Source organism: Rhodanobacter sp. ANJX3 (genome assembly GCF_014200755.1).
In the GTDB taxonomy this organism is placed as follows: domain Bacteria; phylum Pseudomonadota; class Gammaproteobacteria; order Xanthomonadales; family Rhodanobacteraceae; genus Rhodanobacter.
Window position 1 is genome coordinate 22033 of the sequence record NZ_JACHCM010000003.1, and the last position, 21752, is coordinate 43784.

Consider the following 21752-nt stretch of genomic DNA (forward strand, 5'->3'; position numbering starts at 1 on the left):
AGCCGGGCGAAACCGATGGCAGGCGGCCCGAAGGTCGCCCGCCGACACGATCAGACGTCGTGGTTGTCGGTGTACGGCAGCAGCGAGAGGAAGCGCGCGCGCTTGATCGCCGTGGCCAGCTGACGCTGATAGCGCGCCTTGGTTCCGGTGATGCGGCTGGGCACGATCTTGCCATTCTCGGTTACGTACTGACGCAGCGTATTGAGATCCTTGTAGTCGATCTCTTTGACGTCTTCGGCAGTGAAGCGGCAGAACTTGCGGCGGCGGAAAAACTTGGACATGGTCTTGAGCTCCTATCAGTCGTCGCTGTCGCGATCGTTGTCGCGGTCGAGACCGCCATCGTCGTCATCGCGGCGACGCGAGGACTTGGCATCATCTTTCTCTTTGCTCTTGATGATGAAGGACGGCTCGGTATCGGCCTCGTCACGACGCACCACCAGATGGCGCAGCACGGCGTCGTTGAAGCGGAAACCCGACTCCAGCTCGTTCAGCGCGTTCTGGCTCACTTCGATGTTGAGCATCACGTAATGGGCCTTGGCCAGATTCGCGATCGGATAGGCCAGCTGACGACGGCCCCAGTCTTCCAGGCGATGCAGCTTGCCACCGTCGGTCTCGACCAGCGCCTTGTAGCGCTCGATCATCGCCGGAACCTGCTCGCTCTGATCAGGGTGGACCAGAAACACGATTTCGTAATGACGCAGGGTCATTGTGGTTTGACTCCTTATGGATGCGGCCTGACGGCCTTGCAGCCTCCCGCCGTTGCGGTGAGGCAAGTGCCCGCGCGGACGTGTAAGGTCCAGACAGAAGCGGAATTGTACGGTGTCGGCGGTAGATCGCGCAAGTTGTTGGTGCGCAAGGGCTTAGGGGCGAGGGAGGAGCCGCGAGGGCGCAAAGACCGAACGGCGCGAAAACTGCAGGTGGGACGACAATGCTCACCCCTCGTCTCTCGCCCCTGTTCTGCCTACCCCACCGTAAAACTCTCGCCGCAGCCGCATTCGCCGGTGGCATTGGGGTTGTGGAAGACGAAGCTCGCGTTGAGTCCCTGACGCTGAAAATCGATCACCGTGCCTTCCACCAGAGCCAGGCTCTTGTCGTTGACGATCAGCGGCAGCCCATCCACGTCGACCGTTTTGTCGCCCTCATCCAGGGTCTCGGCCAGATCGACCACATAGGCGAAGCCCGAGCAGCCGGTGCGCTTGACGCCAAAACGCACACCGGCAGCGGTCGGCGTGCGGGCCAGAAAATGGCGCATGCGGTCGCTGGCGGCAGGAGTGATCGTGATGGTCATGGCGGCAGGTACAACCTCTAACGGCAACGTGAAACAGGAGGGCGAAACGGGCCCGATGCGCCGATCGGACAAGCAAGGCCGCTGCAAAGTCGCGGCATCCGTGAAAGCTACATTATCATGGCGGCTCAACTTGCATGCCCGACGCGCGGCGTGCGCTTCCATTTTCGGTCGCCCTGTCTAGATAAGGCGTCCAAGCAGGAGTTTCAATTCATGGCAGTGGTCAGCCCGACGGTTTGCAGCGTGAAACAGGCCCTATCCGGTGCCATCGAGGCCGGCAGCAGCGTCACCGTGCGTGGCTGGGTGCGGACGCGGCGCGATTCCAAGGCAGGCCTGTCCTTCGTCAACGTCACCGACGGCTCCTGTTTCGATCCGATCCAGGCCGTGGTACCGGCCACGCTGGCCAATTACGACACCGAAGTGAAGCACCTCACGGCCGGTGCCGGCGTGATCGTCAGCGGCACTCTGGTGCCCTCGCAGGGCAAGGGCCAGAGCTTCGAGCTGCAGGCCACATCGGTCGAAGTGACCGGCCTGGTCGATGATCCGGAAACCTATCCGATCCAACCCAAGCAGCACTCGATGGAATTCCTGCGCGAGGTCGCCCACCTGCGCCCGCGCACCAACCTGTTCGGCGCGGTGACCCGCGTGCGCCATACGATGATGATGGCGATTCATCGCCATCTCACCGAGCGCGGCTACTTCTGGATCAACACGCCGATCATCACCACCTCCGACGCCGAGGGCGCCGGCGACATGTTCCGCCTGTCCACGCTGGACCTGGCCAACCTGCCGCGCGACGACAAGGGCAAGATCGACTTCCGCAAGGATTTCTTCGGCCGCGAAGCGTTTCTGACGGTGTCGGGCCAACTCAACGTCGAGTCGTACTGCATGGCGATGAGCAAGGTCTACACATTTGGACCGACCTTCCGCGCGGAAAACTCCAACACGCCGCGACATCTGGCCGAGTTCTGGATGGTGGAGCCGGAAATAGCCTTCGCCGACCTCAGCGTCAACGCGGACGAAGCCGAAGCGTTGCTCAAAGCCATCTTCAAAACCATTCTCGACGAACGTGCCGATGACATGGCATTTTTTGCCGAGCGCGTGCAGAGCGACGCAATCAGCCGTCTAGAAGCTTTTATCGCCAAACCATTCGAACGCATTGATTACACCGATGCGATTACCATCCTGCAGAAGTCCGGTCAAAAGTTCGACTACCCCGTAGCCTGGGGTATCGACCTGCAGACCGAGCACGAGCGTTATCTGGCCGAGAAACATATCGGCCGGCCTGTGGTCGTAATGAACTACCCCGAAGCGATCAAGGCTTTCTACATGCGCTTGAACGACGACGAAAAAACGGTGGCCGCGATGGACGTGCTGGCGCCCGGCATCGGCGAAATCATCGGCGGTGCACAGCGCGAGGAACGGCTGGACTATCTGGACCGCCGGATGACCCAGTTCGGTCTCGATATGGCCACTTACGGTTGGTACCGTGATCTGCGCCGCTACGGCACGGTGCCGCATGCTGGTTTCGGTCTGGGCTTCGAACGTCTGCTGGTGTACGTATGCGGGCTGTCGAACATCCGCGATGCCATCCCCTTCCCTCGCGCCGCCGGCACGGCCGAATTCTGAGTAACGCCAAGGCAATGACGTATCGATTACCCGCACTGTCCGTCGCGCTGATATCCATTGTCCTGCTGGGTGGCTGCCATACCGCCAAGAGCCTGATACCGGACACGCTGATTCCACCGAACCTCCGACCACCATCCGAGAAAGACGGCGACGCGTTGAAGCTGGCGCAGAAAAAGCTGCAGGACGCATCGCCATGCTGCAGCAGCTTCGCCGATTTTTCCTACCAGACCATTCTGCCGTGGCAGCCTCAAAAGTTTGTGCTTGGCAGCGATGCCATGGTGGCCAACTTGAACGGCGCGCATAGCTACTTTCTGGCCTTTCGCCTGCCTACCGGCATCAAGCTGCCTTATCGCGTGGCGATAAAGTCGGAATTGAACGGTCGCTGGTTGAGTTCGAGCTATCTCTTTGCGCCCACCGTCGTCACGCTGGATGACGGCTTTCAGCCGATCGGCACCAGCGATATCACCTTGTGCGAGCACGTAGGCTGGAGCAGCGAAACCACCGGGGCCTTCGGTGCGATGTCGATCAAGGACGAAAAGGCGCGCTATCTGTTGGTGTACAGCTCGGCGGCGCAGCAGTCGGGCAAAACCTATTGGGAGCAGTCTCCCGCAGCCGCGACCACGAGCACCAGCGGCTCCACGCCTTCGCTGGCCATGAATGCCAGCGGTACCTTCAGCGTGCCGCACGGCCCCGACGGTACGCTTTGGATCGGCATGATGGACAAGACCTATGCCAAGGCCGTGGACAAGGCGATCTGCAAAAAGCCGCCGCCAGGCAGCGGCGTGCTCAATACGCTGCGCGCCGATCTGCCGATTCCATGGATCAACGGCAGTAAGGACACCACCGACAGCAGCAACAAGTCCGACGACAACAAGAGCACGCAATGATCGCTCTCTATCTGGCGCTGCTGCTCATTGGCGTCATCGCATTCGTGCTCTCGTACGTCGCCCAGTTCAGGCTTGCCGGGCTCATGCGGCAGCGCCATCCGCAGCAGTGGAAAATCATCGCCGAGCCGGAGTCGGGCAGGCCCTCGGGTTTGCGTACCTGGGTCCGCATGCAGCACGCGATGCGCTCGCCCGCCATCGCCGTGCTGGAAGACGCGGCCATCAATCGCTGGCTGCGCGTGTGGCGGACAAGCCCATGGTTGGGCTGGACCTGCTGGCTGGCCGCGCTCGCCATGCGTCTGCTGCATTGACCCTGGAACGGAGCGCACCATGCAACTAGATCTGAAAGGACGACATGCGCTGGTCTGCGGCGCGTCGCAAGGCATCGGCCGCGCCAGCGCCGTCGAACTGGCCGAACTCGGTGCCGACGTCACCTTGCTTGCGCGTTCAAGCGATGCGCTGAAATCCGTGGCTGAGAGCCTACCGCGTATTCACGATACGCAGCGGCACCGCTGGCACGCCGTCGACATGCAGGACACCGCCGCGCTGCAAACAACGACGAACGGAATTGTGGCGCAAGCGCCCGTGCACATCCTCGTCAATAACACCGGCGGGCCAGCCGGCGGACCGATCCAGAACGCGCCACTGGCCGAATTCGAACACGCTTTCCGGCAGCAGCTGCTGGCCGGCCAGGTGCTGCTGCAGGCGGTGCTTCCGGGCATGCGCGCAAGCGGTTACGGGCGCCTGGTCAACGTGATCTCCACCTCGGTCAAGGAGCCGATCGCCGGCCTTGGCGTATCCAATACCGTGCGCGCCGCCGTGGCGGCGTGGGCCAAAACGCTGGCCGGGGAGCTGGCGGCCGACGGCATCACCGTCAACAGCGTGCTGCCGGGATACACCCGAACGCAGCGGCTGGACAGCCTGCTGGCGGCGCAGGCGAAATCCAGCGGGCGCAGCGAACACGACATAGCGGAAAGCCTGCTTGCCGGCGTACCGGCGCGCCGCTTCGGCGAAGCCGGCGAAGTGGCTGCCGTTATCGCCTTTCTGTGTACGCCGGCCGCGGCCTACGTCAACGGCGTCAGCATCGCCGTCGACGGCGGCCGTACCCGTTCGCTGAGCTGACCGACGATGCCCGAAGGTCCTGAAATCCGCCGAGCGGCCGATGCGCTGGCCGCCGCCGTGGTCGGACAGCCGCTGCGCATGATCTGGTTTGCCTATGCCGAGCTCAAGTCGTACGAAAAGGCATTGCAGGGTCGTCGCATCGAAGCGATCACGCCCCAGGGCAAAGCCCTGCTCACCCGCTTCGACAACGGCCTGACCCTGTACAGCCACAACCAGCTTTATGGCGTCTGGCGCGTCGCCAAGGCGGGCCAGCGCCCGACAACCAGTCGCGTGCTGCGCGTCGCACTTGAAACCGCCGAACAATCGATTCTTCTGTACAGCGCCTCCGATATCTCGATCTGGCCGACCGAGCGTGTGCACGAACATCCGTTTCTGCAGCGAATCGGGCCGGATGTGCTCGACGAGACGCTCGACGAAGTCGGCGTGGCAGCGCGACTGGTCGACCGCCAATTTGCGCGACGCCAGCTGGGCGCGCTGCTGCTCGACCAGACGTTCCTCGCCGGATTGGGAAATTATCTGCGGGTGGAAATTCTCTGGCAGGCGCAGCTGCTGCCGACGCGTCGGCCGGCGGATCTGAGCGATACCGAACGGCATGCGCTGACCCATGCCCTGCTCGATCTGCCGCGACGCTCTTACCAGACCCGCGGCCGCCGCGGCCCCGGCCACCTGCAGGACACGCCGTTCAAATTCCGCGCGTACGAGCGCGAAGGCCGACCGTGCCCGCGTTGCAAAACCGTGCTGCAGAAAAGCACGGTGGCCAGTCGCCCGTTTTACTTCTGCCCCGACTGCCAGCGCTGAGCTCGCGTATGCTGCGCGATGGATTCCTTCCGAACGCCTCACCGGAGACTCTCGCGTTGACCACTCCTCTGCAAGACCTGATCGACGGCAACCGACGCTGGTCCGCCGCGGTGCGCGACACCGACCCGAATTTCTTCAAAAACCTCGCCGAGCAGCAGTCGCCGAAATACCTGTGGATCGGCTGCTCCGACTCGCGCGTGCCGGCCACGCAGATTGTCGATCTACCCCCCGGCGAAATCTTCGTGCAGCGCAACGTCGCCAACGTGGTGGCGCACACCGATCTCAACTGCCTCAGCGCGATCCAGTTCGCCGTCGACGTGCTGAAGGTCGAGCACATCATCGTGGTCGGCCACTACGGCTGCGGCGGTATCCAGGCCGTGCTCGACAAGCGCCGGCTGGGTCTGGTGGACAACTGGCTGCGCCATGTCGGCGATGTCGCGCAGAAGCATGACCGACTGCTGTCCGCGCTGGACACGATGAAGCTTCGCAACGTACGCCTGTGCGAACTCAATGCGATCGAGCAGGTGGTCAACGTCTGCCACACCACCACGGTGATGGACGCCTGGGAGCGCGGCCAGAACCTGTCGGTGCACGCGTGGTGCTACAGCCTCGACAACGGTCATATGAACGACCTGGACCTGCACGTTGAAGGGCGCGATGCATTATTTCAAAAGTATACGCATGCACTGGGTCGGCTGGGCCTGCAGGTCGAGCCGATGTCTCTCTAGACGAACACGTCGACAGGCGCACTGCGCCGCTCGCAGGGAGCCCTCGCACAACATGAGCTGATCGGGCCTCGTCGATTTCAAAAAAAAGCCCGCCGGGATGCCGGCGGGCTTTTCCGTTTTCGTAAGGATGCGAAGGCTAGACGAATCTAACTATCAGCCGGCCGTGGAAGCGGACGCCGGAGCGGCCGTCTTCTTGGCGGCCTTCTTGTGGGCCTTGTGCTTGGTGGTATGAGCAGCCTTGGTGCTGGAAGCAGCGGCCGGGGCGGAGCTTGCCGCGGCCTGAGCGAACACAGAGCCGGAAAGAGCCACGCCAGCCACGAGCAGGGAAGCGATCGCAAGTTTACGCATCATGATGTTGGGCCTCGAAATTAGTGTCGCGAGCCCGGCCGGAACCCGGCGTCTCGGGTGGCGCGACGAGACGACCTTAGCAGCACCGGGGGGATACCGATGCTGAACAAAACACGGGAAATTCACGGCGTGCCGATCGTGAAATCTTGACTTTACAAAGGCTTAATCTGAAGCGAAACAACTTGCGTTTAAGCGAGCGTCGCTTCGAGCAGCCGGGCAATAAGCTCCTGCACCCGAGCAGCTTTTTCCGTGTCGTAGGCAAAGCTTTGCTCGTCCATGTAGTTGACTTGGGCCAGCTCCAACTGCACCGCTTGCACGCCGGCAACAGGATTTCCGTAGTGCCGCGTGATGTAGCCACCCTTGAAGCGCCCATTCACGGCAAAACTGAAGCGGGACTGCGCGTCTAGCCGCTGCTGGAGCTCGCTCTGCAGCGACGCGGTGCAGCTGGCACCGGCCGCCGTTCCCAGATTGAAATCGGGCAGCCGACCATCGAACAGCATCGGCACGCGGCTGCGGATCGAATGCCCTTCCCACAGCACCACGCGTCCATGCCGATCGTGCAACCTCGCAACTTCCTGCGACAACGCCTGATGATAAGGCTGCCAGAACTCGTTTACGCGCTGTTGCACTTCGGCACCATCAGGCTCGCAGCCGTCGAGATAAATCGCTTCACCGTCGAAACCGATGGTCGAGACCAGGCCGGTTTCGCGCTGCCCGGGATAAAGCGCGTGGCCGTCCGCCGGCCGATTCAAATCGATCACATAGCGCGAGGCCTTTGGCTTCAGCACGCTGGCGCCAAGCTGTCGCGCCAGCGGCTCGTACAGACGACCGACATGCCAATCGGTATCCGGCGAACGGCGCGCGGCCGGCTGCATGCGTGCAGCCATGTCGTCGGGGATAAAGCTGCCGTCGTGCGGCAGGCTGATCAACAAAGGTACGCTGCCGCGCTGAAGAGTGAAGTTTTCCATCCCGGCATTCTAGTGCCGACTGTCGATGGACGCTGCGACTTATCCCGCAACTGTCAGGCCATCGCCAGCAGCTCTTCGGCGACCGTCGGATGAATCGCCACGGCGGTCTCCAGATCGCGTTTGCGCAAGCCCAGCCTCAAGGCGACGGCAAAGCCCTGCAGTATTTCGTCGGTCCCGGGACCGAGCAGATGGATACCGACCACGCGCGCATCCTCACCGACGCACACCAGCTTCATCAGGCTCGCCTCCTTGCGCTCCACCAGCATGAACTGCATCGGGGTGAAACGGCTGCGGTATGTTTTGACGGCGTCGCCGTACTGTTGGCGCGCCTGCTCTTCGCTCAGCCCGACGCTGCCCAACGGAGGATCGGAAAACACCACGCTGGGGATGGCGTCGCCATCGATACCGCTATCGATTCGATCACCGAACAGACGATCGGCCAACCGCCGTCCGTTGGCTACGGCGACCGGCGTCAGCGCCTTGTTCGTGGTGATATCGCCCACCGCATAAACACCGGTCACGCTGGTGTTCTGCTGCGCATCGACCTGCACGTGACCGAGTTTGTCGGTTTCCACGCCGATCACGTCCAGCCCCAGCCTTTCACTGTTGGGCACGCGGCCCACGGCCCACAGCACGGCGTCATACGGGCCGCGCGATCCGGCCTTGGCGTCTTCCAGAATGATGCCTTCGGCCGTGCGTCGGGCACTTTTTATCTCGCTCTTGGTATCGATGGAAATACCTTGCGCTTCCATCTTTTCTCTCAGCGACTCGACCATCTCGGCATCGAAATTTTTCAGCAGCCGCTCGACCGCCAACATGTCGACATCCGCGCCGAGCGCCCTCAGCAAGCCGGCAAATTCCACCGCGATGTAGCCGCCGCCGACAATCGCCACGCGACGCGGCATGGCCTCCAGCGCGAACATGTCGTCCGATACCAGCCCGAGCTCGAAACCCGGCAGATCGAGCGTTCGGGGACGTGCGCCGGTGGCGATAACGATATGCGCCGCCTGCAGCCGGCTGCCGTCCGCCAGTTCGATGGTATCGGTCGCCACGAAGCGGCCCGTCTGATAAGCCACATCGATATGCTTTTCCTTCAATCGCTTGGCGTAACGCTCGTTGATACCAGCGATATAGCGATCGCGCAGGCCACGAAAATGCGCCAAGTCCAGTGACCCCGGGGTCGAGTCAAAACCGAATTCGACCGCCAGCGTTTGCTGGTGCGCCAGCTGCGCGGAAAGCCACAGGCTCTTTTTAGGCACGCAGCCGCGATTGACGCAGGTACCGCCCAACGCCAGCGCAGGGTCGACCAACACAACGCGGGCTCCGTGACGCGCCGCGCGAAAGGCGACGGACAGTCCGCCCGAGCCTGCGCCCAATACGATCACGTCATAAGTTGCATTCATTGGCGCGCTCTCCGTTTGATTTCCGCACGCTAGCGCGCGGTACGCGAAACCGATGTCAGATCGACATCTTCCTGCCCCAGACATCGCCGACTCGCTAGAGTCCAAATCGCGCCGGCGCGTAAGGCGACGCATCGACCGGCGAAACCGGACCGCCAAGCATGGATGCCGCCAGCTCGGCCGTACCCGTCGACATGCTGACGCCGAGCATGCCGTGCCCCGTTGCCAGCAGCAGGTTGGACCAGCGTGCGCTGCGGCCGATGATCGGCAGCTCGTCCACGCTCATCGGTCGCCAGCCCCACCACTCTTCCAGCAATGCCGGACCTTCCGGCTCGCGCAGTCCTTCTGCCGCACCGCGTCGCAGTGCGTCGATGCGCGTGCGGTTGATGCCTTCGGCGTAACCGGAAAATTCCATCGTGCTGCCCAGCCGGTAACCGCTGTTCCACGTGGTGACGCAAACCGAAGCCTCGCGCAGCACCAGCGCATGACGCGGGGCGAGCACAGGCCTGGAATACGTGAGGGAATAACCTTTGCCCGGCTGCATCGGCAGACACATATCCAACTTTTTCGACAGCAACGGTGACCAGGCACCGAGTGCGAGCAGCACGCTGTCGCCTGTGAATGCTCCCCGGCTCGTCATGACCCGGCGGATGCGGCCTTCTCCGGTCGTGAAGTCGTCGATGCGCGCGCCCGTTTCGATGACGCCGCCTAGCTCGATCACGCGCCGGGCCAACTCCGCCGCGTAACGATCCGGCCGCAGTCGCGCGTCGCCTGGATGAAAAAGGCCGCCAACGATACCCGGTTTCAGTGCCGGCTCGATCGCCTCGACATCGCCGCCGCGCAGACGCTGCACCTCGATGCCGAGACGATCGAGCACCGTCGCATGATGACGCTCATCGGCCACCTGCTTCGCGGCCGTGCGATAAGCGTAGAGCACGCCGGATTCGGCGAATTCGCACTCGAGTTTTTCATCGCGCACCAGCTCGGCCAGCAGTTGGCGCGAGCGCTGCAAGATGGCCAGGCGCGCGGACGCGGCATGATGGAAATCGCGCCAGTTGCAGCGCCTCGCAAAGCCCAGCAGCCAGCGCAATCGCGGTCCATCCAAACGCGGATTGAGATACAGCGGCGCATCGGCTTTCAGCATGGAGCGCAGCGCCACGCCGATCATTCCCGGCATCGCCAGCGGCGGCGCATGGCTCGGCGTAATGGTGCCGCAGTTGCCGTGCGAGCTGCCGCATCCCGGCATGCCCTGCTCCAGCACACGCACGCTCGCGCCCGCTTTCAGCAGATACAGCGCGCACGCCAGCCCGATGACGCCACCGCCGAGAATCAGCACATCGCTGCGATGAGTGTCCACTCGCCTCCCCCTCCGTTACGACGTCCGGCCCTTCCTATCTTGCACACCCAACATTTCGCGCGCACGCTGGCCGCAATCGTCCACTCGGGCTTTAGTATGACGGCTAAAATTCTCCTCACCGGGATTTATCTTGCTGCGTTACTGACGCCGATGATGGCAACCGCTCAGTCATACGACCACGACGAACTGGTGCTTTTCCAAAACATCGCGCGGCAGCCCAGCGACTGGGCGCGCTTCATTTACTTGTCGCACGCAGTACCGCATCTATCCATCTCTGAGCAAATTCTGGGAGAGCAACTGCTCTCCTCATCGGAAAGCGAACTCGGCCTCTACGACCAGGCCATTCTTGGATTCCCCCTCCGAAGTGAGGCCATCCCAAACCTTCCTCTTCCGACAACTGCGGACTGGCAGGCGGCAGATGCCACCGACGCCATCACGGCGCTGAGCAGCCGCCGCCGCATCGTTCTTATCAACGAGGCGCATCACGACGCCAATACTCGCGTACTGACGCTGGCATTGCTGCCTCGCTTGCGGGCGCTCGGGTTCAACTATTTCGCTACCGAGGCTTTGAGCGACAAGGATCCCGAGCTGATGCGGCGCGGTTATCCCGTGCAACAAAGCGGCACGGAATATCTGCACGAGCCGCTTTACGGCGATATGGTGCGCGAGGCGATCCGACTCGGTTTCATCATCGTACCTTACGACTCCAGTGCGAGCGGCAAGGCACGCGAAGCCGAACAAGAAAACAATCTCTACCAGAGAGTGTTTGCCAAAGATTCCGGTGCTCGGCTATTCGTGCACTGCGGTTATGCCCATATCGATAAAGCCGAGGGACGACTGGGTGATATCAAGCCCATGGCTATGGGTCTGAAAAAATTGACCGGCTTCGATCCGCTGTCGATCGACCAGACTCAATTTCTCGAAGTCTTGGCGGATAGAACCGACGCCTATCATCAGCTGATAGCCAGCTTTCATCCGAAGAGCCCGATAATTTTAGTCAACCGAACAAGTGGCAGCCCATGGAGCGCAGCGCCGACACTGTACGACGTCAACGTCATCCTGCCTCTTTCCGTGAGCCTGAAGTCCTTCGGTGTCGCCAGTGAAGACAAACACGAGGGCGACTCGTCTCGTCTCTCGCACGATTTGATGAATTCGCGCGACATGCATCGGCCGAATTGGCTGACGCTTTCCGGCGATCGCTCCGCCATGCCCATCAGCGCCGATCTTTGTAGGAAACATTTTCCTTGCATCATCGAGGCGCGCTACGTCGATGAATCGGACGACGCCATAGCCGCTGACAGGTATGTCTTTTTTGAGCCGCTTACCGATAGCAGACTGTATTTGCGCCCAGGCCGTTACCGGTTACGCACGATGGACAGTGACAGCGAAGTTCTATCCGAACAGACCATTCAGGCATCGAAGTAGGAGCTCGCCAGCGCATGGCCAGCAGCTGACCATTTGCGCCAAGGGAACCCTTGCATTCATGAATTACACATGTAATAGTTAAATTGATTACGCTAGTAATCTCACAGAACTACCAACATGAGCCCCAACATGTCGGATAAGACGATTGTCATCAGCGAGGCCGAAAGTCGGGTCATGGAGTTACTGTGGCAGCAATCGCCACAGACCTCTGAAGAAATGGTCGCGGCGTTGCTTGAACCCACCGGTTGGCACGAAAAGACCATCAAGACCCTGATCAATCGTCTGCTGGGCAAGGGCGCCATCAGCGCCGAAAAGGACGGACGGCGTTATTTGTATTCGGCGCTGCTGCGACGCGAGGACTGGCAGCAGCGCGAAAGCCGTAGCCTGCTCGACCGTGTGTTCGGCGGCAAGGTGGCGCCGCTGCTGGCGCATTTCAGCCAGCACGAAAAGCTGACGGCGAAGGACGTCGCCGAGCTGCGCAAGCTGATCGATGCCATCGACAAGAAAGGACGCAGGACATGATCGATACGCTGCTATACGTCAACATGGGTTTGCTGCTTGCGCTGGTCTGCCGCAAGCCCGCCCGACGGTTGTTTGGGGCAGGTCCGGCATTCACCCTATGGCTGTTGCCGCTACTGCTGGCGACGCTGCCGTATTGGCCTGCCGTGCCATCAACCTGGGCGACAACGCCGACGATCCTGGTACTGCCTGCTGCGCGAACTCTAATAGCGCAGGCCGCGCCTTCGTTATCGGCTGCGCGCTGGGCCTTCATAGCTTGGGCAGCAGGCGCATCGCTCTGCGTCATCCGCCTGATCGTTCATTGCCGGCAACTGATGCGTCAAACGCGGCCGCTGCCGCCGGCCATGGCACAAGCGCTGCAACCCGATCGGGTCGGTATCGACACCCGACGGCTGCGTCTGCATCCGAATGGCCCTGCGGTTCTCTGGGCGCCGCGCAGCCTGCTGTTGCTGCCGCCGGATTTTCTCGATCGCTTCGACAGCGCCGAGCGTCGCCTGGTGCTGCGGCATGAAGCGGCTCATCTACGCCGCGGCGATACCTGGTGGAACCTGATCGCGGAATTGGCGTTTGCCCTGCTCTGGTTTCATCCGCTGGCATGGCTGGCCATGCCGCGCTTTCGACTGGATCAGGAGCTGGCCTGCGACGAACAGGTATTGCGCCAGTCGCCGCAGGACGAAACCGCCTATGCCAACACGCTGCTGCACAGCATCGGCATGGACTCCACGCCTGTGCTTATTCCCTGGCTCGCCGAGCCCCAACTGAAGGAGCGACTGACCATGATTCAACGACTTCGTCCCGGCGCGCTGCGTCGGCGTGTGGGCTTTATCGGGCTGGCTTCGCTGATGCTGGCCAGTGCCATCGTGGCCCAGGCCGCAGGGAGTACTAGCGTCGACAAGAACGCCGACGCCAACCTCAGCTACAACGCGACTGTTCAACCGTCATATCCTGCTGATTCGGTGAAGAATCACGAGCAGGGAACCGTGCTTGTCAATGTGCTGGTTGGTATTGACGGCAAGGTGCATTCCATCAAAGTCGATCCAGCGACACAGGCTTCGCCCGCCTTGGTCAAGGCGACGACGGACGCAGTGAGTAAGTGGCACTTCAATCCGGCCATAAAAAACGGCAAGCCGGTCGAAGCTTACGCCAGGGTTCCGGTCAACTTTGCTATGTCCGAGCCGGCGTTAAAACCCGCCAAACCCGCAACACTGCCACCTCCACCGCCGCCGGCCCCGTCACATGCCTCGTCCAGTATCTGAGAACTTCCTTATAAGCTATTGATTTGATAACCTCGGCGCCGTCGCTCGCCGAGGTTTTTTTATGCGCCAGGATCCTGCCATCCGTTTTGCGCATGCGCTGCCGTCATGGCGGACCGCCCGCCGCCTGGTTCTCGCGGGTGTGATTCTGCTGCTGGCCGCCTGCTCTAGTACGCCGCATCGGCGCGAAGCGACGTTCAAGGACTCGCACTCGTCGCTCGCGGATCTGCCGGCCCGCGCCCCGTCGACGGCCAATGTCGGTACGGCCAACGACGTGCTGTTTCGCGCCATCGCCCTGGTCGGTACGCCGTATCGCTGGGGTGGCAATACGCCGGCCGGCGGCTTCGATTGCAGCGGTCTGGTGGACTACATCTACCGCAACGCCGCCGACCTGCTGCTGCCGCACAGCTCGCGCGAGATGGCCGCGATGAACGGCGAAAAGGTTCGGCAAATGACCGATCTGGCCAGCGGCGACCTGGTGTTTTTCGGCGGGAGCGGCGGCGTCAGCCACGTTGGCGTGTACGTCGGCAAGGGGCGTTTCGTGCACGCGCCGAACAGCGGCGGCACGGTGCGGCTGGATGACATCGACGGCCCGTACTGGCGCGATCACTTCATTTACGGCAAGCGGCTGCTGGATTGAACCCGCATTGGGGCCCATAAAAAACGGCGCTCAACGGCGCCGTTTTTTATGATGCTCGAATACAAACGATCAGTGTGCGGCGGCGTCCGGCGCATGCGCGTGGCCATGCTGCAGCTCTTCTTCGGTCGCATCGCGCACGTCGGTCACGCTGACGTCGAAATGCAGGTCCTTGCCAGCCATCGGATGGTTGAGATCGACGTCGATCGTGCTCATGCCGACCTTGTGCACGGTTACCGCACGCTGGCCGCCTTCCTTCAGCTGCAGGATCGTGACCATGCCGGGCTTCAGACGGTTGGCCTGCGGAAAATATTTTTTCGACATGCGCTGGATCTGGTCTTCCTGACGCGCACCGTAGCCGTCGGCGGCCGCGACGTCGACTTCCAGCGTGTCGCCGGCCTCGTGGCCTTCCAGCGCGTTTTCCAGGCCCGGAATCAGCTGACCATGGCCCAGCAGCACCCACAGCTGCTGTTCGCGATCGTGCGAACTCTCGACCTTCTCACCGTCGACCGTCAGCGTGTAGTGGAGTGCGATGACCTTGTCCTTGCCAGCCTTCATTGCCTGTCTCTCGAATGATGAAAGACGGCGATTCTATCAGGTGGGCTCTTTCTCGAAATCCAGCCCGCGCGCTTCGGGCCCCAGCCAGACCAGCAGCGCCAGAATCATCGCCACCACGCCGATCCATAGCGACATGGCAAAGGCAAAGTCGTGGCCGTGCCACTCGGCAATCCAGGTCTGCGCCGTTGCCGTGCCCGCCGCCAGCAGGTTGCCCATCTGGTAGGCAAAGCCCGGCAAAGTGGCGCGCATCGGCCCGGGCGACAGTTCGTTGAGATGGGTGGGCACCACGCCCCATGCACCCTGCACCATCACCTGAATCAGGAACGCACCCAGGCCCAGCAAGAGCAGCGAGCCGCCATACGCCCACAGTGGAACCACCGGAATCGCCAGCAGCGCAGCGATGATCATCGCCTTGCGCCGACCGATGCGTTCGGACAGCACGCCGAAGAACAGCCCACCGACCAGGGCGCCGAGATTGAGCAGCGCCACCAGCATGAAGGCTGTGCCCGAACTGGTGTCCAGATGAAGATTGACCTCTTCGAAGGTGTGGTACATGTCCTGCGAGCCATGGCTGAACATGTTGAACGCAGCCATCAGCAGCATCAGATAAATGCCGAGCTTCCAGTGCCCGCGCATGGATTCGCGCAGCGTCTGCTTTTGCCGCGTGGCCTTGCCCTTTTCCCACACCGGCGACTCCGGCACGCTGCGGCGGATATACAGCACGAGCAGCGCCGGCACCGCGCCGACGATGAACAACCCGCGCCAGCCGATGTGATCGACCAGCAACCAGTTCGCCAGCGCCGCGAGAAAAAAGCCGCAGGGATAGCCGCTTTGCAGCAGCCCCGAGATCAGGCCCCGCGACTTGGCCGGAATCGACTCCATCGCCAGCGAGGCGCCGATACCCCATTCGCCACCCATCGCCACGCCGAACAGAAAACGCAGCACCAGCAGCACGGTTAGCGAGGGCGAAAACGCGGTCGCCAGTTCGAACACCGAGAACAGGATGATGTCGAGCATCAGAATCGGCCGGCGGCCGAAACGGTCGGCCAGCCGTCCGAACAGCAGCGCGCCGATCGGGCGCGCCGCCAGAGTCAGGAACAAGCCGTAGGTCACCGCCTTGTTGTCGACACCGAACTCTTTGGCGACGCCAACGATGACAAAGGTCAGCAGAAAATAGTCGAACGCATCGAGCGTCCATCCGAGAAAACTGGCGAGCACGGTATGCCGCTGGGTGTGGTTGAGTTCCCGCAAGGGCGCAAGCAGCGACATCTGGCTTTCCTTGAATTGCATCGACGAATAACCTTTATCGTATGTCGGACGGACGTCTCGTTGGCAACGCCGAAGATGAAGATTTCGCACAAGTCATTGCAAGCCTGCGAGCGCAAGCCGGCGATATGCGCAGACGTTGGCCGGCAACTCTTTTGCTTCGCTGCAACAAAAACAAGCGCAACGATGGTTATCGCGCTATACTTGGCGGCGAAGTCGTTCTGACTTCAGCGGCAGCCGCCGCATCTATCCCCAAGTCTGCAACACGGTATGAACACTCCGGGTTGCTCAGGAGTGTTACTCATGTCTTTCGATTCGCTGGGCCTTGCGCCCGCGTTGTTGCGTGCGCTTGCCGATTACGGCTACACCAAACCCACCCCGATCCAGGCCGCCGCGATCCCCGCCGCGCTGGAAGGCCACGACCTGCTCGCTGCCGCGCAAACCGGTACCGGCAAGACTGCCGCCTTTGTACTTCCCCTGCTGCAGCGTCTGTCGACCAGCGGCCAGACCATGACGCGCCGTCCGCGTGCGCTCATTCTCACCCCGACGCGCGAGCTGGCGGCCCAGGTTCACGAGAACCTGCGCGACTACGGCAAGCACATCCAGGTCAGCGCCACCACGATCTTCGGCGGTGTCAGCATGGGCCCGCAGATCAACGCGCTGCGCCGCGGCGTCGACGTGGTCATCGCCACGCCGGGTCGTTTGATGGATCACATGCAGCAGCGCACGCTGGATCTGTCCGGCGTCGAGACGCTGATCCTGGACGAAGCCGACCGCATGCTCGACATGGGCTTCCTGCCTGCGCTGAAGCGCATTCTCGTGGCGCTGCCGAAAAAGCGTCACACGATGCTGTTCTCGGCCACGTTCGCTCCGGCGATCAAGGCGCTGGCGATGGAGTTCATGCACAACCCGAAAGAGATTTCGGTCTCCGCACCTAACACCGTCACCACCCTGGTCAGCCACCAGGTGCATCCGGTCGACGCCGCGAAAAAGCGTGACCTGCTGCTGCATCTGCTGTCGGTCGACAGCCGTCGCCAGTCGCTGGTGTTCAGCCGCACCAAGCATGGCGCCGACAAGCTGGTCACCTTTCTCAATGCCTCGGGCCTGCGCTCAGCCGCGATCCACGGCAACAAGAGCCAGAACGCACGCACCCGCGCCCTGAGCGATTTCAAGAGCGGCCGCATCACCGTACTCGTGGCGACCGATATCGCCGCGCGCGGCATCGATATCGACCAGCTGCCGATCGTGATCAACTTCGATCTGCCGTCGGTGGCCGAGGACTATGTGCATCGCATCGGCCGCACCGGTCGCGCCGGCATGGAAGGCCTGGCGATTTCGCTGGTCAGCCACGACGAGAGCGGATTGCTGCACGACATCCGCAAGCTGCTGAAGCAGGACATCGCGATCAACCCGGTGCCCGGCTACGAGCCTTCCGCACCGCTGCGACTGGATGCGGGCGCACCGCGGCCGAAGCAGGGTGGTGGCGGTGGTCAGCGCCAGTCACGCGCGCCGCGGCAGGGCAAGCCGGCCGGTTCCGCACGACCCACCGGCTACGCGCCGCAGGGCCGTGGCGACCATGCCGCCGGTAACCAGCGCCGTCGCTCGAACCAGCGGCCGGCCGCCAAGGCCTGAGCCGATTTGATTTGAGCAATGCCAAAGATGGCGGCCTTCGGGCCGCCATCCTCGTTTGTGGGATCCCTCGATAGACTCAGTCCTCTGAACGAATCTTCGCGGTGAGCACATGGTCTCGCCAGGACCCGGCGATCTTCAGGTACGCGCGCGCATACCCTTCGCGCTCGAACCCTAGGCGCTCGAGCAACCGCGCGCTGCGCTCGTTGTCGGGTAGATGATTGGCCATCACCCGATGCAGGCCCAGAGCACCGAACGCCCAGGCCAGCGTTGCCTCCAGCGCTTCTTTCATCAAACCAAAACCTTGCCATCGAGCGCCGACACCATAGCCCAGGATGCAAGCCTGAAAAGGCCCGCGCGCCACGTTGGACAAAGTAATGCTGCCGATTATCTCGACTGCGTCGGTGTTGAATAAGAGCAATGAATAACCGCGATCTGCGCGAGCGGCCGCCTCGGCTTCGGCGATAATCCTGCTGCACTCCGACAGCGTGTAGTAGCTGGCTTCGCGCATGGGCTCCCACGGGCTCAAGTGCTCGCGGTTCTCCAAGCGATAAGCAAGCAGCTGCGGTGCATCGGCCGGCACGGCTAAACGGATCAAGCAGCGCGGCGTCCGCAAAATCGGCAGCGCCGTCATGCCAACGCTAGTGCCGCCGCGTGATGACGAAGGTGGTCTTCCATAAACGTAGAGATAAACCAGTAGCTGTGGTCGTAGCCCGCCTGCCGGCGCAGCAACAGCTCCTGCCCGGCCTCGGCACAGGCCTGGTCGAACAGCTCCGGCTTGAGCTGACCCTCAAGAAACTGATCGGCCTCGCCCTGATCGATCAGGATGGTGCCTGGGAAGGTTTGCTTGCGGACCAACTCGCAGGCGTCGTAATCGGCCCAGGTCGGCGTGTCCTCGCCGAGATAGCGCGGCAGTGCCTTGAGCCCCCACGGCACCTGGCTGGGCGCAACGATAGGGGCAAACGCGGACACCGAGCGATATCGATGCGGGTTTTTCAGTGCGATGGTCAAGGCACCATGTCCGCCCATCGAATGGCCGAAGATGCTGCTGCGTGCAGCATCGATCGGAAAGTTTTCCGCGATAAGGGCCGGCAGCTCGTCGACGATGTAGCTGTACATCCGAAAATTCTTCGACCAGGGCGCCTGCGTCGCGTCCAGATAAAAACCGGCGCCTTCACCGAACTCCCAGTCGCCGGTTGCGCCGTCGATATTTGTGCCGCGCGGGCTGGTGTCGGGCATCACCAGGATCAGCCCCAGCTCCGAGGCGAGCCGCTGCGCGCCGGCCTTGATCGTGGCCGTTTCTTCGGTACAGGTGAGCCCCGCCAGGTAATACAGCACCGGGCAACGCCCTTTTTCGGCCTGCGGCGGCTGGTACACCGCGAAACGCATCGGCCCCGCGCACGTTGTCGAGGTATGCCGGTAACTGCCCTGCACGCCATCGAAGCTGCGCTGTTCGGAGATTTTCTCGAGGGTGCTCATGGCGGCTATCGCTCCTGGTCGGTGGGTCGCATCAGTATTTCGTTGATATTGACGTGCGCTGGCTGACTGACGCAGAACACGATGGCATGCGCGACATCTTCCGGCTGCAGCTGGCGCAGGCTGTCGGCACAGGCATTGATCGTCTTTTTCACCTCGGCGTGGCCGATGTGATCGCGCAGTCCGGGCGCAAGGGCGGTGGTTTCGCCGATATCGGAGAAGACACCGGCACTGAGGGCCACGCGGTCTTTAAGTCGATGAGACACGCTTTCTCCCGGGTAACGGCCAGATCATGAGCGACTGGATTAGCACAAAGCCGTGTCAGGACGCATGTTGCGGCGGGCCTTGACGCACGGGGCTGTTACAATAGTGCTCTTCTTACACCCTTGCATGCCCTCTGCATGACATCGAAGGCTCCCATGTCCCCCGCGTCCCCCGATTCCACCCCGGCTACCGCTGCCGGTTTCAGCACTCTCGGTCTTCCCCCCGAGGTGATCCGAGTTCTCAGCGACGTCGGCTACGAGTCGCCCTCGCCGATTCAGGCCGCCACCATTCCACCGCTGATGGAAGGCCGCGACGTGCTCGGCCAGGCCCAGACCGGCACCGGCAAGACCGCCGCGTTCGCCCTGCCGATCCTGTCGCGCATCCATGCGCGCGCCGGCAAGCCGCAGGCGCTGGTGCTCGCACCTACGCGCGAATTGGCCATCCAGGTGGCCGAAGCATTTCAGCGCTACGCCGCGCACATTCCCGGTTTCCAGGTACTGCCGATTTACGGCGGCCAGAGCTACGGCCCGCAGCTGCATTCGCTCAAGCGCGGCGTACACGTCGTCGTCGGTACGCCGGGTCGCGTGATCGATCATCTGGACAAGGGCACGCTGGATCTGTCCGAGCTGCGCTTTCTGGTGCTGGACGAAGCCGATGAAATGCTGCGCATGGGCTTTATCGACGACGTCGAGAAAGTGCTGCAGGCCACACCGCCGGAGCGCCAGGTCGCGCTGTTCTCGGCGACCATGCCCTCGGTGATCCGCAAGATCGCGCAGAAGCACCTGAAGGATCCGGTCGAGGTCACGATCAAGTCCTCGACCACCACGGCGCCGAATATTCGCCAGCGTTACTGGTTTGTCAGCGGCATGCACAAGCTCGATGCGTTGACGCGCATCCTCGAGGCCGAGCCGTTCGACGCGATGATCATCTTCGCGCGCACCAAGCAGGCCACCGAAGAGCTTGCCGGCAAGCTGCAGGCGCGTGGCCTGGCGGCCGCCGCGATCAACGGCGACATTGCGCAGGCGCAGCGCGAGCGGGTCGTGCAGCAGCTGAAAGACGGCAAGCTCGACATCCTGGTCGCTACCGACGTCGCCGCGCGCGGACTCGATGTGGACCGCATCAGTCATGTGTTCAATTACGACATCCCTTACGACACCGAAAGCTACGTGCATCGCATCGGCCGCACAGGACGCGCCGGCCGCAGCGGCGAGGCGATCCTGTTCGTCAGCCCGCGCGAGCGCGGCATGCTCGGCGCCATCGAGCGCGCCACGCGCCAGCCGATCGAGCAAATGCAGCTGCCGTCGGTCGACGTGGTCAACGATGTGCGTATCGGCAAATTCAAGCAGCGCATCAGCGACATGCTGGCGCAGGGCGACCTGGGCGAATTCCAGAAACTGATAGAGCAGTACGAGCAGGAGCACAACGTGCCGGCGATCGAAATCGCCGCCGCGCTGGCGCGCATCGCCCAGGGCGATCAGCCACTGCTGCTGGCGCCGCCGCCGAAGCGCGAAAAGTACGAGTCGTCGCCGCGCGAGCATTCGTCGCGCGAGAGGCCCACGCACGATAACGGCAGACATGACCGTGCCTCGTCGGATCGTCCGTCGCGCGACCGGCCGACCGGCGAGCGTCGTCCGCCGGCGGATCGCGACAGTGCCAGCAGTCGTCCCGCGCGCGACTTCAAGCCGCGCGAGTCCGCGTCGCACGACGGCGCGCCGCCGCGCGGCGAGTTCGGCAACCGGCCGGTTCGCGCGCATGCCACCGAAGAGGGCAAGCGCACGTATCGCGTCGAAGTCGGTCACGAGCACGGCGTGAAGCCGGGTAACATCATCGGCGCCATCGCCAACGAAGCCGGGCTGGAAAGCCAGTTCATCGGCCGCCTCAGTATCCGCGACCACTACAGCCTGATCGATCTGCCGGACGGCATGCCGAAGGAAGTGTTCGAGCATCTGAAAAAGGTCTGGGTGGTGCAGCAGCAGCTGCGCATCCACGAGTGGGACGGCAACGACACGGCATCCAGCAGCGCGCCGCCAGCGCGCAAGCCGGGCGGTTCGGGCAAGCCAGGTTTCAAACCCGGTGGACCGAAGCCCGGCAGCTTCAAGCCGGGCGGCGGCAAGCCCCCGCACCGCAAGCCGTAACCTGAAGCTCGACCGAAAGCCGCAGCCCACGCTGCGGCTTTTTTTATTTCGTCAGCGGCACTCGCATTGAG

24 protein-coding genes are annotated in these 21752 nt (G+C 62.6%); 12 read left to right on the forward strand and 12 right to left on the reverse strand.

Features of this window, described 5'->3' with window-relative positions; all coding sequences use genetic code 11:
- Nucleotides 1-50: 50 nt before the first annotated feature.
- From rpsR to HDE76_RS08540, 3 genes are all read right to left on the reverse strand, one after another.
- Nucleotides 51-281 (reverse strand): 30S ribosomal protein S18, encoded by a 231-nt coding sequence (gene rpsR / locus HDE76_RS08530; RefSeq protein ID WP_007081973.1) that lies wholly within the window; start codon nt 279-281, stop codon nt 51-53.
- 15 nt (nt 282-296) lie between these two features.
- Nucleotides 297-707 carry a 30S ribosomal protein S6 gene (gene rpsF / locus HDE76_RS08535; protein ID WP_179479663.1) on the reverse strand — a complete coding sequence of 137 codons (411 nt, stop codon included), beginning with the start codon at nt 705-707 and terminating at the stop codon, nt 297-299.
- Nucleotides 708-961: 254 nt separating this feature from the next.
- Nucleotides 962-1288: an iron-sulfur cluster assembly accessory protein gene (locus HDE76_RS08540; protein ID WP_179479661.1), complete on the reverse strand. Its 327-nt coding sequence runs from the start codon at nt 1286-1288 to the stop codon at nt 962-964.
- Between the two features lie 210 nt (nt 1289-1498).
- On the opposite strand from HDE76_RS08540, the gene asnS reads away from it, so the two are divergent.
- From asnS to can, 6 genes are read left to right on the forward strand one after another with little or no spacing between them, the layout of a single operon-like run.
- On the forward strand, nt 1499-2914 hold the full coding sequence (gene asnS / locus HDE76_RS08545; protein WP_184506743.1) for an asparagine--tRNA ligase: 1416 nt from the start codon (nt 1499-1501) through the stop codon (nt 2912-2914).
- A gap of 14 nt (nt 2915-2928) precedes the next feature.
- Nucleotides 2929-3801, forward strand: a complete 873-nt coding sequence (locus HDE76_RS08550; protein ID WP_179479657.1) for a MalM family protein — start codon at nt 2929-2931, stop codon at nt 3799-3801.
- The gene (locus HDE76_RS08555) at nt 3798-4109 is read left to right on the forward strand and encodes a hypothetical protein (RefSeq protein ID WP_184506745.1); all 312 of its coding nucleotides are present in this window, start codon (nt 3798-3800) and stop codon (nt 4107-4109) included. Before HDE76_RS08550 ends, HDE76_RS08555 begins: the two co-directional genes overlap by 4 nt.
- A gap of 19 nt (nt 4110-4128) precedes the next feature.
- Nucleotides 4129-4920, forward strand: coding sequence for an SDR family oxidoreductase (locus tag HDE76_RS08560; RefSeq protein ID WP_184506747.1), 792 nt, complete (start codon nt 4129-4131; stop codon nt 4918-4920).
- Between the two features lie 6 nt (nt 4921-4926).
- Nucleotides 4927-5718: an endonuclease VIII gene (gene nei, locus HDE76_RS08565; RefSeq protein ID WP_184506749.1), complete on the forward strand. Its 792-nt coding sequence runs from the start codon at nt 4927-4929 to the stop codon at nt 5716-5718.
- A gap of 56 nt (nt 5719-5774) precedes the next feature.
- On the forward strand, nt 5775-6446 hold the full coding sequence (gene can, locus HDE76_RS08570; protein WP_255481512.1) for a carbonate dehydratase: 672 nt from the start codon (nt 5775-5777) through the stop codon (nt 6444-6446).
- 153 nt (nt 6447-6599) lie between these two features.
- On the opposite strand, the gene HDE76_RS08575 is transcribed toward can, so the two are convergent.
- From HDE76_RS08575 to HDE76_RS08590, 4 genes are all read right to left on the reverse strand, one after another.
- A complete protein-coding gene (locus tag HDE76_RS08575) occupies nt 6600-6797 on the reverse strand; it encodes a hypothetical protein (protein WP_218862292.1) in 198 nt (65 codons plus the stop codon).
- Nucleotides 6798-6982: 185 nt separating this feature from the next.
- Complete coding sequence (hutG, locus tag HDE76_RS08580; protein WP_184506752.1) at nt 6983-7762, reverse strand: N-formylglutamate deformylase; 780 nt, start codon at nt 7760-7762, stop codon at nt 6983-6985.
- Between the two features lie 53 nt (nt 7763-7815).
- Entirely contained in the window at nt 7816-9165 is a 1350-nt protein-coding gene (gene gorA, locus HDE76_RS08585) for a glutathione-disulfide reductase (RefSeq protein ID WP_184506754.1), read from the reverse strand.
- Between the two features lie 94 nt (nt 9166-9259).
- Nucleotides 9260-10519: an FAD-dependent oxidoreductase gene (locus HDE76_RS08590; RefSeq protein WP_184506756.1), complete on the reverse strand. Its 1260-nt coding sequence runs from the start codon at nt 10517-10519 to the stop codon at nt 9260-9262.
- Nucleotides 10520-10615: 96 nt separating this feature from the next.
- Here HDE76_RS08590 and HDE76_RS08595 point away from each other — a divergent pair, with 96 nt between their 5' ends.
- The 4 genes from HDE76_RS08595 (at nt 10616) to HDE76_RS08610 (ending at nt 14356) form a co-directional block, all read left to right on the forward strand.
- A complete protein-coding gene (locus tag HDE76_RS08595) occupies nt 10616-11944 on the forward strand; it encodes a hypothetical protein (protein WP_184507675.1) in 1329 nt (442 codons plus the stop codon).
- A gap of 129 nt (nt 11945-12073) precedes the next feature.
- Nucleotides 12074-12466, forward strand: a complete 393-nt coding sequence (locus HDE76_RS08600) for a BlaI/MecI/CopY family transcriptional regulator (RefSeq protein ID WP_179479640.1) — start codon at nt 12074-12076, stop codon at nt 12464-12466.
- Nucleotides 12463-13719 (forward strand): M56 family metallopeptidase, encoded by a 1257-nt coding sequence (locus HDE76_RS08605; protein WP_184506757.1) that lies wholly within the window; start codon nt 12463-12465, stop codon nt 13717-13719. The genes HDE76_RS08600 and HDE76_RS08605 overlap by 4 nt, the downstream gene beginning before the upstream one ends.
- 61 nt (nt 13720-13780) lie before the next feature.
- The gene (locus tag HDE76_RS08610) at nt 13781-14356 is read left to right on the forward strand and encodes a C40 family peptidase (RefSeq protein ID WP_179479636.1); all 576 of its coding nucleotides are present in this window, start codon (nt 13781-13783) and stop codon (nt 14354-14356) included.
- Between the two features lie 69 nt (nt 14357-14425).
- Here HDE76_RS08610 and HDE76_RS08615 read toward each other — a convergent pair whose 3' ends face one another.
- Nucleotides 14426-14911, reverse strand: a complete 486-nt coding sequence (locus HDE76_RS08615) for a peptidylprolyl isomerase (protein WP_184506759.1) — start codon at nt 14909-14911, stop codon at nt 14426-14428.
- A 36-nt stretch (nt 14912-14947) separates the two neighbouring features.
- Nucleotides 14948-16180, reverse strand: coding sequence for an MFS transporter (locus tag HDE76_RS08620; protein WP_184507678.1), 1233 nt, complete (start codon nt 16178-16180; stop codon nt 14948-14950).
- A 300-nt stretch (nt 16181-16480) separates the two neighbouring features.
- Between HDE76_RS08620 and HDE76_RS08625 the strand changes: the two genes are divergently transcribed.
- Complete coding sequence (locus tag HDE76_RS08625) at nt 16481-17809, forward strand: DEAD/DEAH box helicase (protein WP_179479632.1); 1329 nt, start codon at nt 16481-16483, stop codon at nt 17807-17809.
- A 76-nt stretch (nt 17810-17885) separates the two neighbouring features.
- Here HDE76_RS08625 and HDE76_RS08630 read toward each other — a convergent pair whose 3' ends face one another.
- From HDE76_RS08630 to HDE76_RS08640, 3 genes are read right to left on the reverse strand one after another with little or no spacing between them, the layout of a single operon-like run.
- Nucleotides 17886-18440: a GNAT family N-acetyltransferase gene (locus HDE76_RS08630; protein ID WP_179479630.1), complete on the reverse strand. Its 555-nt coding sequence runs from the start codon at nt 18438-18440 to the stop codon at nt 17886-17888.
- Entirely contained in the window at nt 18437-19285 is an 849-nt protein-coding gene (gene fghA, locus HDE76_RS08635; protein ID WP_184506761.1) for an S-formylglutathione hydrolase, read from the reverse strand. Before fghA ends, HDE76_RS08630 begins: the two co-directional genes overlap by 4 nt.
- Before the next feature lie 5 nt (nt 19286-19290).
- Nucleotides 19291-19548 (reverse strand): hypothetical protein, encoded by a 258-nt coding sequence (locus HDE76_RS08640; RefSeq protein ID WP_255481514.1) that lies wholly within the window; start codon nt 19546-19548, stop codon nt 19291-19293.
- Nucleotides 19549-19701: 153 nt separating this feature from the next.
- Here HDE76_RS08640 and HDE76_RS08645 point away from each other — a divergent pair, with 153 nt between their 5' ends.
- Complete coding sequence (locus HDE76_RS08645; RefSeq protein ID WP_184506763.1) at nt 19702-21681, forward strand: DEAD/DEAH box helicase; 1980 nt, start codon at nt 19702-19704, stop codon at nt 21679-21681.
- Nucleotides 21682-21752: the final 71 nt, after the last annotated feature.

Bases quoted from the DNA above. Each gene is read 5' to 3' on its own strand.
- HDE76_RS08595 (WP_184507675.1), top strand. From the start codon at position 10,616: ATGACGGCTAAAATTCTCCTCACCGGGATTTATCTTGCTGCGTTACTG.
- HDE76_RS08600 (WP_179479640.1), top strand. From the start codon at position 12,074: ATGTCGGATAAGACGATTGTCATCAGCGAGGCCGAAAGTCGGGTCATG.
- gorA (WP_184506754.1), bottom strand. From the start codon at position 9,165: ATGAATGCAACTTATGACGTGATCGTATTGGGCGCAGGCTCGGGCGGA.
- asnS (WP_184506743.1), top strand. From the start codon at position 1,499: ATGGCAGTGGTCAGCCCGACGGTTTGCAGCGTGAAACAGGCCCTATCC.
- HDE76_RS08630 (WP_179479630.1), bottom strand. From the start codon at position 18,440: ATGACGGCGCTGCCGATTTTGCGGACGCCGCGCTGCTTGATCCGTTTA.
- rpsF (WP_179479663.1), bottom strand. From the start codon at position 707: ATGACCCTGCGTCATTACGAAATCGTGTTTCTGGTCCACCCTGATCAG.
- HDE76_RS08555 (WP_184506745.1), top strand. From the start codon at position 3,798: ATGATCGCTCTCTATCTGGCGCTGCTGCTCATTGGCGTCATCGCATTC.
- HDE76_RS08605 (WP_184506757.1), top strand. From the start codon at position 12,463: ATGATCGATACGCTGCTATACGTCAACATGGGTTTGCTGCTTGCGCTG.
- HDE76_RS08560 (WP_184506747.1), top strand. From the start codon at position 4,129: ATGCAACTAGATCTGAAAGGACGACATGCGCTGGTCTGCGGCGCGTCG.
- nei (WP_184506749.1), top strand. From the start codon at position 4,927: ATGCCCGAAGGTCCTGAAATCCGCCGAGCGGCCGATGCGCTGGCCGCC.
- HDE76_RS08550 (WP_179479657.1), top strand. From the start codon at position 2,929: ATGACGTATCGATTACCCGCACTGTCCGTCGCGCTGATATCCATTGTC.
- HDE76_RS08610 (WP_179479636.1), top strand. From the start codon at position 13,781: ATGCGCCAGGATCCTGCCATCCGTTTTGCGCATGCGCTGCCGTCATGG.
- HDE76_RS08645 (WP_184506763.1), top strand. From the start codon at position 19,702: ATGTCCCCCGCGTCCCCCGATTCCACCCCGGCTACCGCTGCCGGTTTC.
- HDE76_RS08620 (WP_184507678.1), bottom strand. From the start codon at position 16,180: ATGTCGCTGCTTGCGCCCTTGCGGGAACTCAACCACACCCAGCGGCAT.
- HDE76_RS08540 (WP_179479661.1), bottom strand. From the start codon at position 1,288: ATGACCATCACGATCACTCCTGCCGCCAGCGACCGCATGCGCCATTTT.
- HDE76_RS08575 (WP_218862292.1), bottom strand. From the start codon at position 6,797: ATGATGCGTAAACTTGCGATCGCTTCCCTGCTCGTGGCTGGCGTGGCT.
- HDE76_RS08625 (WP_179479632.1), top strand. From the start codon at position 16,481: ATGTCTTTCGATTCGCTGGGCCTTGCGCCCGCGTTGTTGCGTGCGCTT.
- rpsR (WP_007081973.1), bottom strand. From the start codon at position 281: ATGTCCAAGTTTTTCCGCCGCCGCAAGTTCTGCCGCTTCACTGCCGAA.
- hutG (WP_184506752.1), bottom strand. From the start codon at position 7,762: ATGGAAAACTTCACTCTTCAGCGCGGCAGCGTACCTTTGTTGATCAGC.
- HDE76_RS08615 (WP_184506759.1), bottom strand. From the start codon at position 14,911: ATGAAGGCTGGCAAGGACAAGGTCATCGCACTCCACTACACGCTGACG.
- fghA (WP_184506761.1), bottom strand. From the start codon at position 19,285: ATGAGCACCCTCGAGAAAATCTCCGAACAGCGCAGCTTCGATGGCGTG.